Origin of the sequence: Trebonia kvetii, from assembly GCF_007827045.1 — a bacterium.
GTDB classification, from domain to species: Bacteria; Actinomycetota; Actinomycetes; order Streptosporangiales; family Streptosporangiaceae; genus Trebonia; species Trebonia kvetii.
Genome location: NZ_RPFW01000002.1, coordinates 503,762 through 518,004 on the forward strand (window position 1 = coordinate 503,762; position 14,243 = coordinate 518,004).

Genomic DNA, 14,243 nt, shown 5'->3' on the forward strand with positions numbered 1-14,243 from the left:
GCTCACTCCCTACGTCGCTCACTTACTAAGTAGCTTAGCTACAAAGCAGTTTACCTGCTCGCTATACTCAGATCAATGACGACCCTGGAACCGGACCTGATGGCCGCTACCCTGCAGCGGTTCGGCCTCGAACGAGACCGCATGCGCGCGGCGGTCGCTAGCGATGCCGGCATCAGCGCGACCGACCTCGACGCGCTTGAGCACCTTGAGGCCGACGGCCCGCTGACCCAGCGCCAGTTGGGCGACCGCCTGTCGCTCACCTCGGGCGCGGTGACCATGCTCGTCGACCGGCTCGAGGACGCGGGGTGGGTCCGGCGCCGTCCCCATCCCAGCGATCGGCGATATGTGCTGGTCGAGCTGTCCGCGCAGGCCATCGAGCGCACCCCGGCCCGCCTGGCCGCCTACCACGCCCGGATCAGGGCGATCGCCGACAAGGTGCCTGCCGCACACCGGGATGCCGTCCGCAGCTTTCTGCAAGCCGCAGCCGAGGCCGCGTCCGACGCCGCAGCCAACATGCGCCGCTGACCCAGGCACCGGCAAGGGCGCCGTGATCTCCTGCAAGACGGGGAACGCGCCAGTTCCCGGATTCCCACCCGGCGGCGCTATCGCGACGCTCGTCTTGAGGCCGTTCGGCCCTACCGCGGGTCCCCGCCTGGTGAGAACCTCGGGGCATGAGAGGTCCTATCCAGAACGCCTTGCGCGTGTTCACCCGGACCATGCGGCCGGTCGCCCTGAGATCAGCCGGCAAGGAAGGATCCGGCACGTCGGTCGTCCGCCACGTCGGGCGCCGATCAGGCCGGACTTACGAGACACCGGTCATCGCGGCCCGGCATGATGACCAGTTCCTGATTGCCCTCCCGTACGGGGAGCGCACTGACTGGCTGAAGAACGTCCTCGGCAAGGGCTCGGCCGCCATCGTGGCCAGCGGGCACACCTACGAGGTCGACCAGCCCGAGGTAATCCCGATGGCGGAGGCGACCGCCTACTTTCGGCCAAGGGAGCAGCGCATGCACCGGCAGTTCCACGTGGAAACTGCCCTGAGGGTCCGCCAGCAGCCGGAAGCCCACCCGTAACAGCCCAGCGACATCCCACGCCGGGCCCGCAGCCGTGGATGGCTGCGGGCCCGGTATCTGCGAAATGCGGGTGCCAGAGCTGCACTCGACATCCGCACCAGGCCGCGCTGGCGACCGAAACTGCCACACATGCCAGGGTCACCGGACGCTATCGCCGCGGCTCGGTCACTGCCTGCGGGGAGCCAAGGCGCGACGGGACTTCTGTCCGCCGCGTTGGCGACTATGTCCTCTGGCCGCCCACCCGCGGACGCATGCTGGATGGGAGCATGACCAGACATTTGAATCTCGCCGCCGCGCTCGGCGGCTGGAGCGCACGGCACCGGATCGCCGCGATCGGGAGTTGGCTGCTGCTCGTCATCGCGACCATGCTGATCGGCAGCATGGCCGGACAGGTCGCCATGACCCAGGCCGAGTACGGCACCGGTGAGTCGGGCCAGGCGACGCGACTGCTCGCCGACGCCGGCGTCGCGCAGTCGGCGCAGGAACTCGTGCTCATACACGGCGCGGGAACAGCCAGCCTCGCGCCCGCCGTGCACGCGGTCGTATCCCGCATCGAGGCCACCGGGCGGGTACAGGATGTCCGCGCTCCGGTCACCTCCGCCAACGGGCGTGACGTGCTCCTCCAGTTCGCGATGAAGGGCGATCGGAACAAGGCGGCCGACCGGGTACAGCCAGTGAGCGACGCGGTCGCCGCAGTGCGGACCGCGTACCCGGGCGTGCGGATCGACCAGTTCGGCGAGGCCAGCGCGAACAAGTGGTTCAACGACACGATCATGAAGGACATGAAGCGCGCCGAATGGACGGTCGTGCCGCTGGCGCTCGGCATCCTGCTCGTGGTGTTCGGCGCGCTCCTAGCCGCGCTGCTGCCGGTGCTGCTCGCGCTGACCGCGTTCCTCGCCGCCAACGGGCTGCTCGCGCTGATCAGCCATGCGCTGCACGTTGATCAGTCGGCCAGCTCGGTGATGCTGCTGATGGGCATGGCGGTCGGCGTCGACTACTGCCTGTTCTACCTGCGTCGCGAACGCGAGGAGCGGGCGGGCGGACGCGACCGGGAGGCCGCGCTGCGGATCGCCGCCGCCACATCCGGACGGTCCGTGCTGATCTCGGGAATGACCGTGCTGGTGGCGATGGCCGGGATGTTCCTGGCTGGCACGCAACTGTTCGCCGGGTTCGCCGTCGCGACCATCTCTGTCGTGCTCATCGCCGTAGTCGGCTCGGTGACCGTACTGCCGGCGTTGATGTCGCTGCTCGGCGACAAGGTCATGCTCGGGCGGCTGCCCTTCATGCGCCGGACCCGCCGTCCGGCCGAGGGCAGCCGGTTCTGGAAGCTGGTGCTCGACCGGGTGCTGGCCCGGCCGGGCATTTCGGCCGCGCTCGCCGCCGGGTTCCTGCTGGCGCTCGCGTCGCCGGTCATCGGCCTGCACACCGAGATGCTGAGCATTCCGCAGATGCTCCCGGCCAGCACGCCGATCGTGCAGAGCTACGACCGCATCATGACGGCGTTCCCCGGCGGCCCTGCGCCCGCACTGGTCGTCGTCAAGGCGCCCGACATCCAGGCGCCCGCGGCCCGGCAGGCGATCGCCGCGCTGGCGCGCTGGCACAGCCCGGCAATCGGCCAGCCGGTCGAGGTGAACGTCTATCCGGCCGCGAACCTGGCGCAGATCACGATCCCGCTGGCCGGCAGCGGCACCGACGCCACCTCGCAGCGCGCGCTGACCACCCTGCACGACACGATCGTTCCGGCCACCGTCGGCAAGATCCCCGGCGGACAAGCCCTCGTCGGCGGCAATCTCGCTGCCTCGACCGACTGGAACAGCACGCTCAGGAACCACATCGCGCTGGTCTTCGCCTTCGTGATGGGCGTCACGTTCCTGCTGATGCTGGCTGCGTTCGGCTCGATCGTGATCGCCACCACGACGATCGGGCTCAACCTGCTGTCGGTGGGTGCCGCCTACGGCGTCCTGGTCGCGGTCTTCCAGCACGGCTGGGGCGCAGCCCTGCTCGGCACCACGGCACCGGGGGCCCTGGAATCGTGGATCCCGCTGTTCATCTTCGTCGTGCTGTTCGGCCTGTCCATGGACTACAACGTGTTCGTGGTCTCGCGTATCAAGGAGGGGCACGACCACGGCATGGCCACCAGGCAGGCGGTCGCGCACGGCATCCGCAGCACGGCCGGCGTGGTGACCAGCGCCGCCGTCATCATGGTCGCCGTGTTCGCGGTCTTCGGCACGCTGACCATGCAGCAGTTCAAGCAGCTCAGCGTCGGCCTGGCGGTCGCGGTCCTGCTCGACGCGACCGTCGTCCGCGGGGTGCTGCTGCCGTCCGTCATGACCCTGCTCGGCGACCGCAACTGGTATCGACCGCGCTGGCTATCGCGGCTCCGCCCGCCCAGCCAGCCCCGGCCGCCTGAGCCGGGTGGCACGCCCGGACCAGGCGACCAGCCAGGAGCGCCGCTGCCCGCGCCAGCCGGTCACGCCTAGCTCGCCGTGGCTTGGTGGGAAGCAGCTGAGCTCCACAATGCCGGGCGTGCCCGCTAAGCGCCAGACGGGACCTCTGGCCCTACGTTTACTAGGTGCGCGAGGCGATCGTGATGGCAGGGAGCGGAAAGGCTATTCCCATGGTGGTTCGGCGCTGACTGCGGAGTGCGATGCATCCGGATGGTGAGCTCGCGCTGCGGGCTGGTGAGGACGCGCGTGCGGCCGCGCTGCGGCTGGGACGCGCGCATGACACGTTTGTCTCGTCGCACGGCATGTCGTCCTGCGTGCGCCCGGTGATCGCTGGCTCATGGAAGCGCTGCATGACCATGGGCGCCAGCCCGGACGGGCGCCGCCTGCCGGTGATCCGGATGGACGCTGATGAGGTGGAGGGTTACCGGTCCCGGCATCCGCTGGCCCGGGCACTGCCGGTGTTCCGTGAGCTGCTGGGTGAGCGTGCCGTCGATGACGAGCATGTCTTCGCCGTCGCCGACGCGGCGGGGATCCTGTTGTGGGTCCAGGGCCACAAAAGCACGCTGGACCGCGCCGAGCGGATGAACTTCACCGAGGGCGCCGACTGGTCGGAGGCGGGGGCGGGGACTAATGCGCTGGGCACCGTGCTGGCGGTCGGGCGCCCCGTCCAGATCTTCGCGGGCGAGCATTACAACTCGGTCGTGCACCCATGGTCTTGCTCGGCCGTCCCGGTCCGCGATCCGGACGGCGGAGGCGTGCTCGGCGTCGTGGACATCACCGGCGGCGCGAGCATCGCCAGCCCATACGCGCTGGCGCTGGTGCGCGCCACCGTGCGGGCCGCGGAGGCAGAGCTCGCCATCCGCGTGGCGGCGGCCGACGAGCAGGCCCGGCGGGAGTTCGCGGACCGCCATGTGCCGGGGCGGTCGGCTGTCGCGCTGCTCAGCCCCGGCGGACGGCTGCTGGCGGCCACGCCGGGTGGCCGGGACTGCCTCGCCGGGGCTGCCACGGACACCGGAGCGCTGTCCGGCGGAACGCAGATCGGCCTGGTTGCCGAGCCCATCGGCAAGGCCGGCCACCTGCTGGTGCATTTCTCCGGCACTGCCCGGCCACGTGCGGCGGTCGCCGGCGTACGGCTGACGGCCCTCGGCCGCGACTGCGCCCTCGTCGAGATCGACGGGCGCAGCGTGCGGCTACGGCCGCGGCACAGCGAGATCGTCGTCATCCTCGCGCTCGCAGCCGGCGGGCTCAAGGGTCCTCGCCTCGCGGTTGAGCTATCCGAGACGAACATCAATCCGGTCACTTTGCGGGCCGAGATGTCGCGGCTGCGCACCTTGCTCGGGGAGGGGCTGCTCGGCTCGCAGCCGTACGCGCTTCGGCGGCCGGTCACGTCCGACTTCGCTGGCGTACTGGGCCTGCTCGCCGCGGGCCGGGTGGGTGAAGCGCTCGCCGCATACCCAGGCCCGCTGCTGCCGGCTTCCGAGGCGCCGACCGTCGTGGACTACCGGGCCCTGCTGGAGCAGCAGCTCCGGGCAGAGGTGCTCGCGAGCGGCGATGCCATGCTGCTGCGCCGCTGGGTCGGCGCCGCATGGGGGACGAACGACGTCGCCGCCTGGCAGGCCCTCGCGAGGCAGCTGCCTGGGGGGTCGCCACAGCGCGCGGCCGCGGCTGCCCGGGCCCGCGCCCTCGGGGGCGACGACGTGACGGCAATCACGAAGAATTGACGGCTCAGTCCCCCGTCATGGCGTCCGGATGCAACGGTCAGGCAACCCCGCCGCCCCTAGCGTCTGAATTGACGGCAAGTGAGCCCGCCGGGCTCGCTGCCAGATCTCGAGGAAGAGAGGGGACGGCTATGAAGTACGTTCCTCCAGGACAAGCCGGCAGCATCGTCACGGTGCAGCCGCGGTATGAGAACTTCATCGGCGGCAAGTGGCTGCCGCCGGCCGCGGGCAAGTACCGGGTCAACCTCAGCCCCGCCACGGCCAAGCCGATCTGCGAGGTCGCGGACTCCACGCCCGAGGACGTGGAGACCGCGCTGGACGCGGCGCACGCCGCCAAGGATGCCTGGGGCGAGACCTCACCAGCAGCGCGCGCCAAGGTGCTCAACGCGGTCGCCGACGCGATCGAGGCGCATGCCGAGATGCTAGCGGTTGCCGAGAGCTGGGAGAACGGCAAGCCGGTCCGCGAGACGCTGGCGGCCGACATCCCGCTGGCCGCCGACCACTTCCGCTACTTCGCGGCGGCCATCCGCGCTGAGGAAGGAGCGATCTCCGAGGTCGAGGGCGTGGGCGACAAGCGGCGCCTGGTCGCTTACCACTACCGTGAGCCGCTCGGCGTCGTCGGGCAGATCATCCCGTTCAACTTCCCGCTGCTGATGGCCGCATGGAAGCTGGCGCCGGCGCTCGCGGCCGGGAACTGCTCGGTCATCAAGCCGGCCTCGCCGACCCCGTGGTCGATCCTCAAGCTCGCCGAAGTGATCGGCGACATCGTGCCGCCCGGCGTGGTCAACATCGTCACCGGCCCCGGCGCCGAGATCGGCAAGGCGCTGGCGGCAAACCCGCGGATCGCCAAGGTGTCGTTCACCGGCGAGACCGTCACCGGCCGGCTGATCATGCAGTACGCAGCCCAGAACATCGTCCCGGTCACCCTGGAACTCGGCGGCAAGTCGCCGAACATCTTCTTCAGGGACGTGGCGGCCGCCGACGACGAGTTCCTGGACAAGGCCGTCGAGGGACTGGTGCTTTACGCGTTCAACAAGGGCGAGGTCTGCACCGCCCCATCGCGCGCGCTGATCCAGGAAGACATCTACGACGAGTTCATGGCCCGCTGCCTGGACCGGATCGCCAAGATCAGGCAGGGCAACCCGCTGGACACTGAGACCATGATGGGCCCGCAGGTGTCGCAGGCGCAGATTAACAAGATCAGCTCTTACGTGGACATCGGCACGAACGAGGGCGCCGAGGTGCTCATTGGCGGAAAGCGCGCCCAGGTTGGCGGCGAGTTCGCCGACGGGTACTACTTCCAGCCAACGGTCCTCAAGGGTCACAACAAGATGCGGGTGTTCCAGGAGGAGATCTTCGGCCCGGTGCTGGCGGTCACCACCTTCAAGGACTACGACGAGGCCATCTCGATCGCCAACGACACGCTGTACGGCCTCGGGGCTGGCGTGTGGAGCCGCAACTACGACCTCGCCTACAAGGCCGGCCGGGCCATCAAGGCGGGCCGGGTGTGGACCAACTGCTACCACCAGTACCCGGCGGGTGCCGCGTTCGGCGGTTACAAGATCTCCGGCATCGGCCGCGAGACCCACAAGATGATGCTCGACCACTACAGCCAGACCAAGAACCTCCTGGTCGACTACAGCAGCAAGCCGCTTGGCTTCTTCTGATGGGTGAGCCGAGCCGGCAGCATGCCCGGATCTCGGCGACTCGGGCGGCGCGCGAGGCGGTCATCCGCCTCCGCGCCGAACGGGGGCATTCGCCGTGCAGTCCGGAGGATGCTGCGCCGGGAGCACGCCGATGTGCTTTCCGGCCGGGGAATTCATCATCGGCGACGTCGACCTGCTCCTTGGCGAAATCGAAGGCAGCCCTTTCTATATCGATTCCCGGCTGTATGAGGCATGGAATAAGGCAGAGCTGATGCTGGACGTGGCGCCAGGCGAGCCAGAGGGATTCTCGCTCGGACCGGGCGGAGGAATGCACTTCGTGGTGCGATCAGAAGCAAGCGCCCTACCCGATCAAGCTACATAGCGGAAAGGGACCAATTACCCTGTCCGCCGGGGTGAACCGCAGCATAGAAAGGACGTGGTGTGGCGACAAGCGAGAATCGGGAATCCGGTCACGAGACAGCCCGCCAGCAATTCCAAGTTAGGAGAAAGAGCCATGAGGACCATGAAAGCCGCGGTAGTCCCTGAACTGGGCGCCAAGCTCGAGATTCGGGAACTTCCCGTCCCTGAGCCCGGCCCCGGCCAGGTACTGATCCGGATGCAGACCTCCGGACTGTGCCACACCGACATCCACGCCGCCGCCGGCGACTGGCCGGTCAAGCCAAACCCGCCGTTCACCCCGGGGCACGAGGGTGTCGGCATTGTCGAGGAGACCGGCCCAGATGCCAGCCTGCACAAGGTCGGCGACCGAGTTGCCATCGCCTGGCTGGGCAAGGCATGCGGGCACTGCTCGTACTGCGTCGACGGCTGGGAGACGCTGTGCGAGTCGCAGCAGAACAGCGGCTACTCGATGGACGGCGCATGGGCCGAGTACGCGCTCGCCTTCGACAGCCATGTGGTCACGGTTCCCGAAGCCGTGTCCTCCTTCGATGCCGCGCCGCTCACCTGTGCCGGGGTCACCACGTTCAAGGCGCTCAAGGTTTCGAGGATCGAGCCTGGCGAGACAGCCGCGGTGTTCGGCGTCGGCGGCCTGGGGCACCTTGCCCTGCAGTACGCGAGGGACTTCGGCGGCAGGGTGATCGCCGTCGATGTCGAGGACTCGAAGCTGGGCCTCGCGCGGCAACTAGGAGCCGACCACGTGATCAACGCGCGGACGACCGACCCGGTTGCGGCCATCCGGGATCTTGGCGGTGCCGATGTCGCGGTCGCTCTCGCCACGTCGCCCCGGGTATTCGAGCAGGCGTTCGGATCGCTGCGCCGTGGCGGCCGGCTGGTGTGCGTCGCGCTCCCGGCGGACGACAAGATGACCGTTCCGATCTTCGACACCGTCATCGGCGGGAAGTCGATCATCGGGTCCATCGTGGGCACCCGCAAGGACCTCACCGACGTGTTCGCGCTGCATGCCGCGGGCCGCACCAAGGTCATCGCGCAGGAGCGGCACCTTGACGACGTCAACACCTGCATCGAAGAGGTGCTAGCGGGCCAGGTGCCCGCCCGCCTGGTCTTCACCTTCTGACCCATGGCCATGTCAGCCGACGCGCACGGAAACGATAGGAGGAGACCGTGACAATGACGACGATAGGCGTGGTCCGGGAGACCACGCCTGGTGAGCGAAGGGTCGCGCTGGTACCCGACGTCGTCGCGCGGCTGCGCGGCGCGGGCATGGAAGTGCTGATCGAGGCCGGCGCGGGCAGAGGCGCGAGGTTCCCCGACGGCGCCTACATCGCCGCCGGCGCCACAGTCACCACGGCCGGCGACGTGTATGGGCGCGCGGACGTGCTGGCCTGCGTGTCGCCACCCATTGACGCCGCGCTGCACTCCGGCCAGGTCCTGCTTGGCCTGCTTCAGCCGCTGGCCAGGCCGGACCTGATCCGGGATCTCGCCGGGACCGGGGTCACCGCGATCAGCCTTGACCTGATTCCCCGGACGCTCTCGCGGGCGCAGCCGATGGACGCGCTCACCTCGCAGGCCAGCGTGGCCGGATACAAGGCGGCGCTCGTGGCGGCCGATGCCTACGGCGGGTACCTCCCGATGATGATGACCGCGGCCGGAACCGTGAAGCCGGCCACCGTCCTGGTGCTCGGCGCCGGGGTGGCCGGGCTCCAGGCCATCGGGACCGCCCGCAGGCTCGGCGCGGTCGTCACCGGATACGACGTCCGCCCGGAAACCCGCCAGGAGATCGCCTCCCTCGGCGCCAGGTTCCTCGACCTGGGCACGGCCGTCGAGGCGGCTGGCGCGGGCGGCTACGCGCGCGAGCTGACCGCGGCCGAGCGTGACGCGCAGCAGCGCGCCCTCGACGAGCGGATCGCCGGATTCGACATCGTGATCACGACCGCGGCCGTCCCTGGCCGGCGGCCACCGGTGCTAGTCACTGAGCAGGCACTCAAGGGCATGCGCCCCGGCTCGGTCCTGGTCGACATGGCGTCTGGCCCCCTGGGCGGGAACGTCGCGCTGTCGCAGCCGGACACCACGGTGGAGGTCGGCGACGGGGTGACCGTCATCGGCGCGGGCAGCCTGCCAGCTCAGATGCCGGCGGCCGCCTCAACCGCATACGCGCGGAACGTCGGCGCCACGCTTGAAGAGTTCGTCCGCGACGGTGCCCTGACCATTGATCTCGATGATGAACTGCGGGCGGCCATCGTCGTCGCGCACGACGGGAAGCTGCTGAACGCGGCGGTCCGCGCGCTGCTAGAGAAGGAAGGAAGTGCGGCGTGACCACCGAACTGCTCACTGATCTGACGATCTTCGTGCTCGCGGTCCTCGTCGGCTTCGAAGTCATCAGCAAGGTGCCGGCGACCCTGCACACCCCGCTGATGTCCGGTGCGAACGCCATTCACGGCGTCGTGCTCATCGGCGCCATGGTGATCACCGCGACCGTATCGGCCCCGTACGCCTACGTGCTCGGGGCCGTGGCGATGGCTTTCGCCGCGATGAACGTCGTCGGCGGCTACGTGGTCACCGACCGGATGCTGCACATGTTCCGCCGCCGGCCGGCAGTGCCTGCGGCACGGGCGGCCCACCATGACGAGGAGGTGGCGGCGAGATGAGCGGCGTTTCGTTCACCATCAGCCTGATCTACGTGCTGGCGGCGGTGGGCTTCGTGCTCGGCCTGCACCTGATGAACGCGCCGGCGACCGCGCGGCGCGGGAACCTGATCTCCGCGGGCGGCATGGCCGGAGCCGTGATCGCCACTGTGGTGCTGCTCGCACAGCACCATGTGGGCACGGTGAACTGGACCGTCATGGCGGTCGGGGGTGTCGTCGGCGGCGGCGCCGGCCTGTGGGAGGCCCGCGCCGTGAAGATGACCGCGATGCCGCAACTGGTCAGCATCTTCAACTCCGTCGGCGGCGGCGCCGCGGCGCTGCTGGCGATTAACGACATCCTGCAGAACAGGCACGTCGGCATCTCCAACCTGTCCTCGATAACCGGCGCCCTGGACATCCTGATCGGGCTGGTCACCTTTACCGGATCGCTGGTCGCCGCCGGGAAACTGCAAGGCTGGATTCCCGGGCAGCCGCTGATGTTCCGCGGTTCCCGGGCGTTCAACGCGGTGGTAGTGGCCGGCTTCCTGGCCGGCGGTGCATGGCTGATCGTCAGCCCGGCGAGCACCGCGGCACTCGCGCTGCTGCTCGCAGCGGCCGCGACTTTCGGGGTGACGATGGTGCTGCCCATCGGCGGTGCCGACATGCCCGTCGTGATCTCGCTGCTGAACGCCTTCACCGGAACCGCGGTGGCGATGGCAGGCTTCGTGATCGACAAGCCCGTGCTGATCATCGCCGGAGCGCTCGTCGGCGCGTCCGGGAGCATTCTCACCAAGCTGATGGCCGACGCGATGAACCGGTCGATCCTCAACATCATGGTGGGCGGATTCGGCACCGGTGACAGCGCCCAGCCCGCGGCGGTGACTGGCGACGTCTCCGTGCGGCAAGTCACGGCCGACGACGCCGCGATCCAGCTCGGCTATGCCAGCAAGGTCATCATCGTGCCGGGCTACGGCCTGGCCGCCGCGCAGGCGCAGCACGAAATGAGCCAGCTGTCGCAGTACCTGGAGGACCGCGGGATCGACGTGAGCTACGCGATCCACCCGGTGGCCGGCCGGATGCCCGGGCACATGAACGTGCTGCTGGCCGAGGCGAATGTGCCATACCCGCTCCTGAAGGAGATGGACGAGGTCAACCCCGAGTTCGACATGGCAGACGTCGCCCTGGTCGTCGGCGCCAACGACGTCACAAACCCGGCCGCCCGGCGGCCCGGGAACCCGATATCCGGCATGCCGATCCTCAACGTGGACCACGCCAAGAGCATCATTGTCATCAAGCGCTCGCTCGGCCACGGATACGCGGGACTCGACAACGAGCTCTACACCGATCCCAAGACCGCGATGTTCTTCTCCGACGCGAAGAAGGGACTTGCCACGTTGCTCGCGGCGATGAAGACGCTCGTAAGCTGACGTTCCGGGCTTGGAGACCTTCCCGGAATCTCGCCAGCCGGGGTGACCGTACGTCTGGTCTTCACCTTCTGACCAGGCGTACAGCCACGGGATCATCCTCAAGCAATGCTTCCCGGTTGCCGCCGGCCGCCCGCCTGCGCGGTGGACGTGGACGCGGACAGGACAATGGCTAACGTGACTCTGCTCCTGTCCGGGTCGGATCTGTCCCAGCTGCTCGACGTGACGTCGTGTCTCAACGCGATCCGCGACGGATTCACAGCGGTGTCGTCGGGGATCGAGGCGCAACGGGTCAGCACTGCCCTGCCGGGACCCGGCAGCGCCACGGCCCTGATTCCGGGGCTGGTCGAGGGCATCCCCGCTTACACCGTGAAGGTCAACGCGAAGTTCCCCGCGTCACGGCCAGCGCTGCGTGGCGTCGTCTGCCTGCATGACATCGCTTCAGGAGAGTTGCTCGCACTGCTCGATTCCGCGACGGTGACCGCGTGGCGGACAGGGCTGGCCGCCGCCATCGGCACCGATGCCATGGCTGGCTCCGCCGCCGGGACCGTCGCGGTCATCGGCGCCGGGACACAAGCTGGCCTGGTGCTGCGCGGACTGAAGGCCCTGCGCCTGGTGGACCGGCTGGTCGTCTGCGATGTCGACCCGGCGCGTGGCAGCTCGTTCGCCGCCGTACACGCGGGCGGCCGCACCGCGGTCATCGCTGCGGACGCGCGTGAGGCGGCGCGCGACGCGGACATCGTCATTGTCGCCACGTGGTCCCGGGTCCCGCTGCTCGACGACGGCGACATGGGGCCCGGCGCGCACGTCACCGCGCTTGGCGCCGACGAGCCTGGCAAGACGGAACTGTCGGCCGCGCTGCTGCGGTCCGCGCGCGTCATCGTCGACGACACGCGCCTCGCGGTTACCTCCGGCGCACTGGGCACGGCGGGGCTGTCTGCCGGTGACGCGGCGGGCACCCTCGCCGATGTCCTGCGCGGAACCGTCCCGGGCCGGACATCGGACAGCGAGATCACGATCTACGCGCCGGTCGGGCTGCCGTGGCAAGACCTCGCCCTAGCCTGGACCGCCTACCAGCAGGCCCTGCGGGCAGGCATCGGGCGCCACTTCGACTTCCTCGCCTGAATGAGCTCAGGCGGCCTTGCGACCCACGAGGTGAAAGACGCGGCTGAGCTGACGGTAGGGATCGCGCCGGCTCGCCTCCAGTTCGACTGCGGCGGTCGCCGCCACCTGTTTCGCATCGGTAGGGTCAAGCTCGGTTCCGCCGAACTCGAGCCAGTCGACAAACAGCCATACCCCGTACCAGCCCAGTGGCGTCACGCCGCGGCTCACCATGAGCTCGCTGAGTTCCTCGACCGTGTCGGCCCGGCCCAGCACGCCAAGCACGCCGATCTCGGTCCTGGAATCGAATGACGCCAGGGCGTCGTCCCAGCGCCGTTCCATGGCCGGACGGACGGCCGCGGCCTTGGCGTTGCCCGTCATGATCGACACGATGCCGCCGTCGGCAGCGCACTCACACAGTTGCGTGACCAGCGGCTCCGGGTCGTCGAGGTAACCAAGCACGCCGTGGCACAGTACGGCCCGGAAGCACCGTCCGCGCACCGCCTCGGCCGCGTGCTCGCCGTCGGCTTCAAGCAGCGTCACGCGCTGCCGTGCCCCGGCGGGCATTCGCTCGAGGCGCTGCCGCGCCTTCGCGAGCATCGCGGGCGACGAGTCGAGCAACGTCACGTCGTAGCCGGCCTGGGCGAGCGGAAACGACTGATGGCCCGCGCCGCCGCCGACGTCGAGCACTGTCGCCGGCGGCGGCGGCAGGTGCTCGAGCAACTGGTGGTGCATCACGTAGGTGCGCACGTAACCCTTCACCGAGGCGTAGGCCTCGTCGGCAAACCGGTCAGCCAGGCTGGCCCAGGTGTCATCGCTCACCACAGCAACGTTACAAGTCGCTGTCGGACCGCACCGCGCTCCCGCTGCAGCTCCAGGGGTTCGCCGGCTACTGGGTCCGCCGCATAGGCTTGGTGCACGTGACAGCTATCGTGAGGCCCGTACGCGTGGGCCTGCAACTGCAACCACAGCACGCCGACTACAAGGCGATCCGCCGCACCGCTTCCGACGCGGAAGAATACGGCGCGGACGTCGTCTTCAACTGGGACCACTTCTATCCGCTGTACGGCGAGCCCGAGGGCAAGCACTTCGAGTGCTGGACGATGCTCGGCGCCTGGGCGGAGTCGACCTCGCGCGCGCAGATCGGCGCGCTGGTTACCTGTAACAGCTACCGCAACCCGGAACTGCTCGCCGACATGGCGCGGACCGTCGACCACATCAGCGAGGGCCGGCTCATCCTCGGCATCGGCTCGGGCTGGTTCGAGAAGGACTACGACGAGTACGGCTATGAATTCGGCACGGCTGGCCGCAGGCTCGATGACCTCGCTGAGGCGCTGCCGAGGATCGAGTCGCGGCTCGCCAAGCTGAACCCGGCGCCGACCCGCAAGATCCCCGTGCTCATCGGCGGCGGCGGCGAGAAGAAGACGCTCCGTCTTGTCGCGCGGCACGCCGACATCTGGCACAGCTTCGGCGACGCGGACACGCTCGAGCGCAAGCTCGCTATCCTGCATCAGCACTGCGCCGACGTCGGCCGTGACCCCGCGGAGATCGAGATCTCGGTGGGCGTGCGAGGCAACCCGGAAAAGGCTGGCCCGCGGCTGCGAGAGCTCGGCGCCTCGCTGTTCACGGTCGGCGTGGGCGGTCCCGACTACGACCTTGCCGAGCTGCGTGACTGGATCGCCTGGCGTGACAGCCTGAACGGCTGACCCGTCCGATTGCTGCCGGGCGGGGGACCACGTTGCTGCTCCCCCGCCCGCAGCGGCGGGTACCCGCCAGCCCGCGCTACGCCAAAT

The 14,243-nt window shown here is 69.2% G+C and carries 13 protein-coding genes; 12 read left to right on the top strand and 1 reads right to left on the bottom strand.

Annotation, left to right across the window (positions count from 1 at the left end; translation table 11 throughout):
• Positions 1–75 precede the first annotated feature (75 nt).
• From EAS64_RS10955 to EAS64_RS11005, 11 genes are all read left to right on the top strand, one after another.
• A complete protein-coding gene (locus EAS64_RS10955) occupies positions 76–525 on the top strand; it encodes a MarR family winged helix-turn-helix transcriptional regulator (RefSeq protein ID WP_145852822.1) in 450 nt (149 codons plus the stop codon).
• A gap of 146 nt (positions 526–671) precedes the next feature.
• On the top strand, positions 672–1,073 hold the full coding sequence (locus EAS64_RS10960) for a nitroreductase family deazaflavin-dependent oxidoreductase (RefSeq protein ID WP_145852823.1): 402 nt from the start codon (positions 672–674) through the stop codon (positions 1,071–1,073).
• 266 nt (positions 1,074–1,339) lie between these two features.
• Positions 1,340–3,553 carry an MMPL family transporter gene (locus tag EAS64_RS10965; protein WP_145852824.1) on the top strand — a complete coding sequence of 738 codons (2,214 nt, stop codon included), beginning with the start codon at positions 1,340–1,342 and terminating at the stop codon, positions 3,551–3,553.
• Positions 3,554–3,720: 167 nt separating this feature from the next.
• Positions 3,721–5,241 carry a GAF domain-containing protein gene (locus EAS64_RS10970; protein ID WP_145852825.1) on the top strand — a complete coding sequence of 507 codons (1,521 nt, stop codon included), beginning with the start codon at positions 3,721–3,723 and terminating at the stop codon, positions 5,239–5,241.
• Positions 5,242–5,369: 128 nt separating this feature from the next.
• Positions 5,370–6,905 carry an aldehyde dehydrogenase family protein gene (locus EAS64_RS10975; RefSeq protein ID WP_145852826.1) on the top strand — a complete coding sequence of 512 codons (1,536 nt, stop codon included), beginning with the start codon at positions 5,370–5,372 and terminating at the stop codon, positions 6,903–6,905.
• 94 nt (positions 6,906–6,999) lie between these two features.
• Entirely contained in the window at positions 7,000–7,266 is a 267-nt protein-coding gene (locus EAS64_RS44670; protein WP_281283233.1) for a DUF779 domain-containing protein, read from the top strand.
• Between the two features lie 132 nt (positions 7,267–7,398).
• Positions 7,399–8,418 (top strand): zinc-dependent alcohol dehydrogenase, encoded by a 1,020-nt coding sequence (locus tag EAS64_RS10985; RefSeq protein ID WP_246115626.1) that lies wholly within the window; start codon positions 7,399–7,401, stop codon positions 8,416–8,418.
• A 53-nt stretch (positions 8,419–8,471) separates the two neighbouring features.
• Positions 8,472–9,617: an NAD(P) transhydrogenase subunit alpha gene (locus EAS64_RS10990; protein ID WP_145852827.1), complete on the top strand. Its 1,146-nt coding sequence runs from the start codon at positions 8,472–8,474 to the stop codon at positions 9,615–9,617.
• Positions 9,614–9,949 (top strand): NAD(P) transhydrogenase subunit alpha part 2, encoded by a 336-nt coding sequence (locus EAS64_RS10995; protein WP_145852828.1) that lies wholly within the window; start codon positions 9,614–9,616, stop codon positions 9,947–9,949. The genes EAS64_RS10990 and EAS64_RS10995 overlap by 4 nt, the downstream gene beginning before the upstream one ends.
• Positions 9,946–11,352, top strand: a complete 1,407-nt coding sequence (locus EAS64_RS11000) for an NAD(P)(+) transhydrogenase (Re/Si-specific) subunit beta (protein ID WP_145852829.1) — start codon at positions 9,946–9,948, stop codon at positions 11,350–11,352. The genes EAS64_RS10995 and EAS64_RS11000 overlap by 4 nt, the downstream gene beginning before the upstream one ends.
• Before the next feature lie 165 nt (positions 11,353–11,517).
• A complete protein-coding gene (locus tag EAS64_RS11005) occupies positions 11,518–12,474 on the top strand; it encodes an ornithine cyclodeaminase family protein (protein WP_342782037.1) in 957 nt (318 codons plus the stop codon).
• Between the two features lie 6 nt (positions 12,475–12,480).
• On the opposite strand, the gene EAS64_RS11010 is transcribed toward EAS64_RS11005, so the two are convergent.
• Positions 12,481–13,272 (bottom strand): class I SAM-dependent methyltransferase, encoded by a 792-nt coding sequence (locus tag EAS64_RS11010; RefSeq protein WP_145852830.1) that lies wholly within the window; start codon positions 13,270–13,272, stop codon positions 12,481–12,483.
• Positions 13,273–13,370: 98 nt separating this feature from the next.
• On the opposite strand from EAS64_RS11010, the gene EAS64_RS11015 reads away from it, so the two are divergent.
• On the top strand, positions 13,371–14,156 hold the full coding sequence (locus EAS64_RS11015) for an LLM class F420-dependent oxidoreductase (RefSeq protein WP_145852831.1): 786 nt from the start codon (positions 13,371–13,373) through the stop codon (positions 14,154–14,156).
• Positions 14,157–14,243 lie beyond the last annotated feature (87 nt).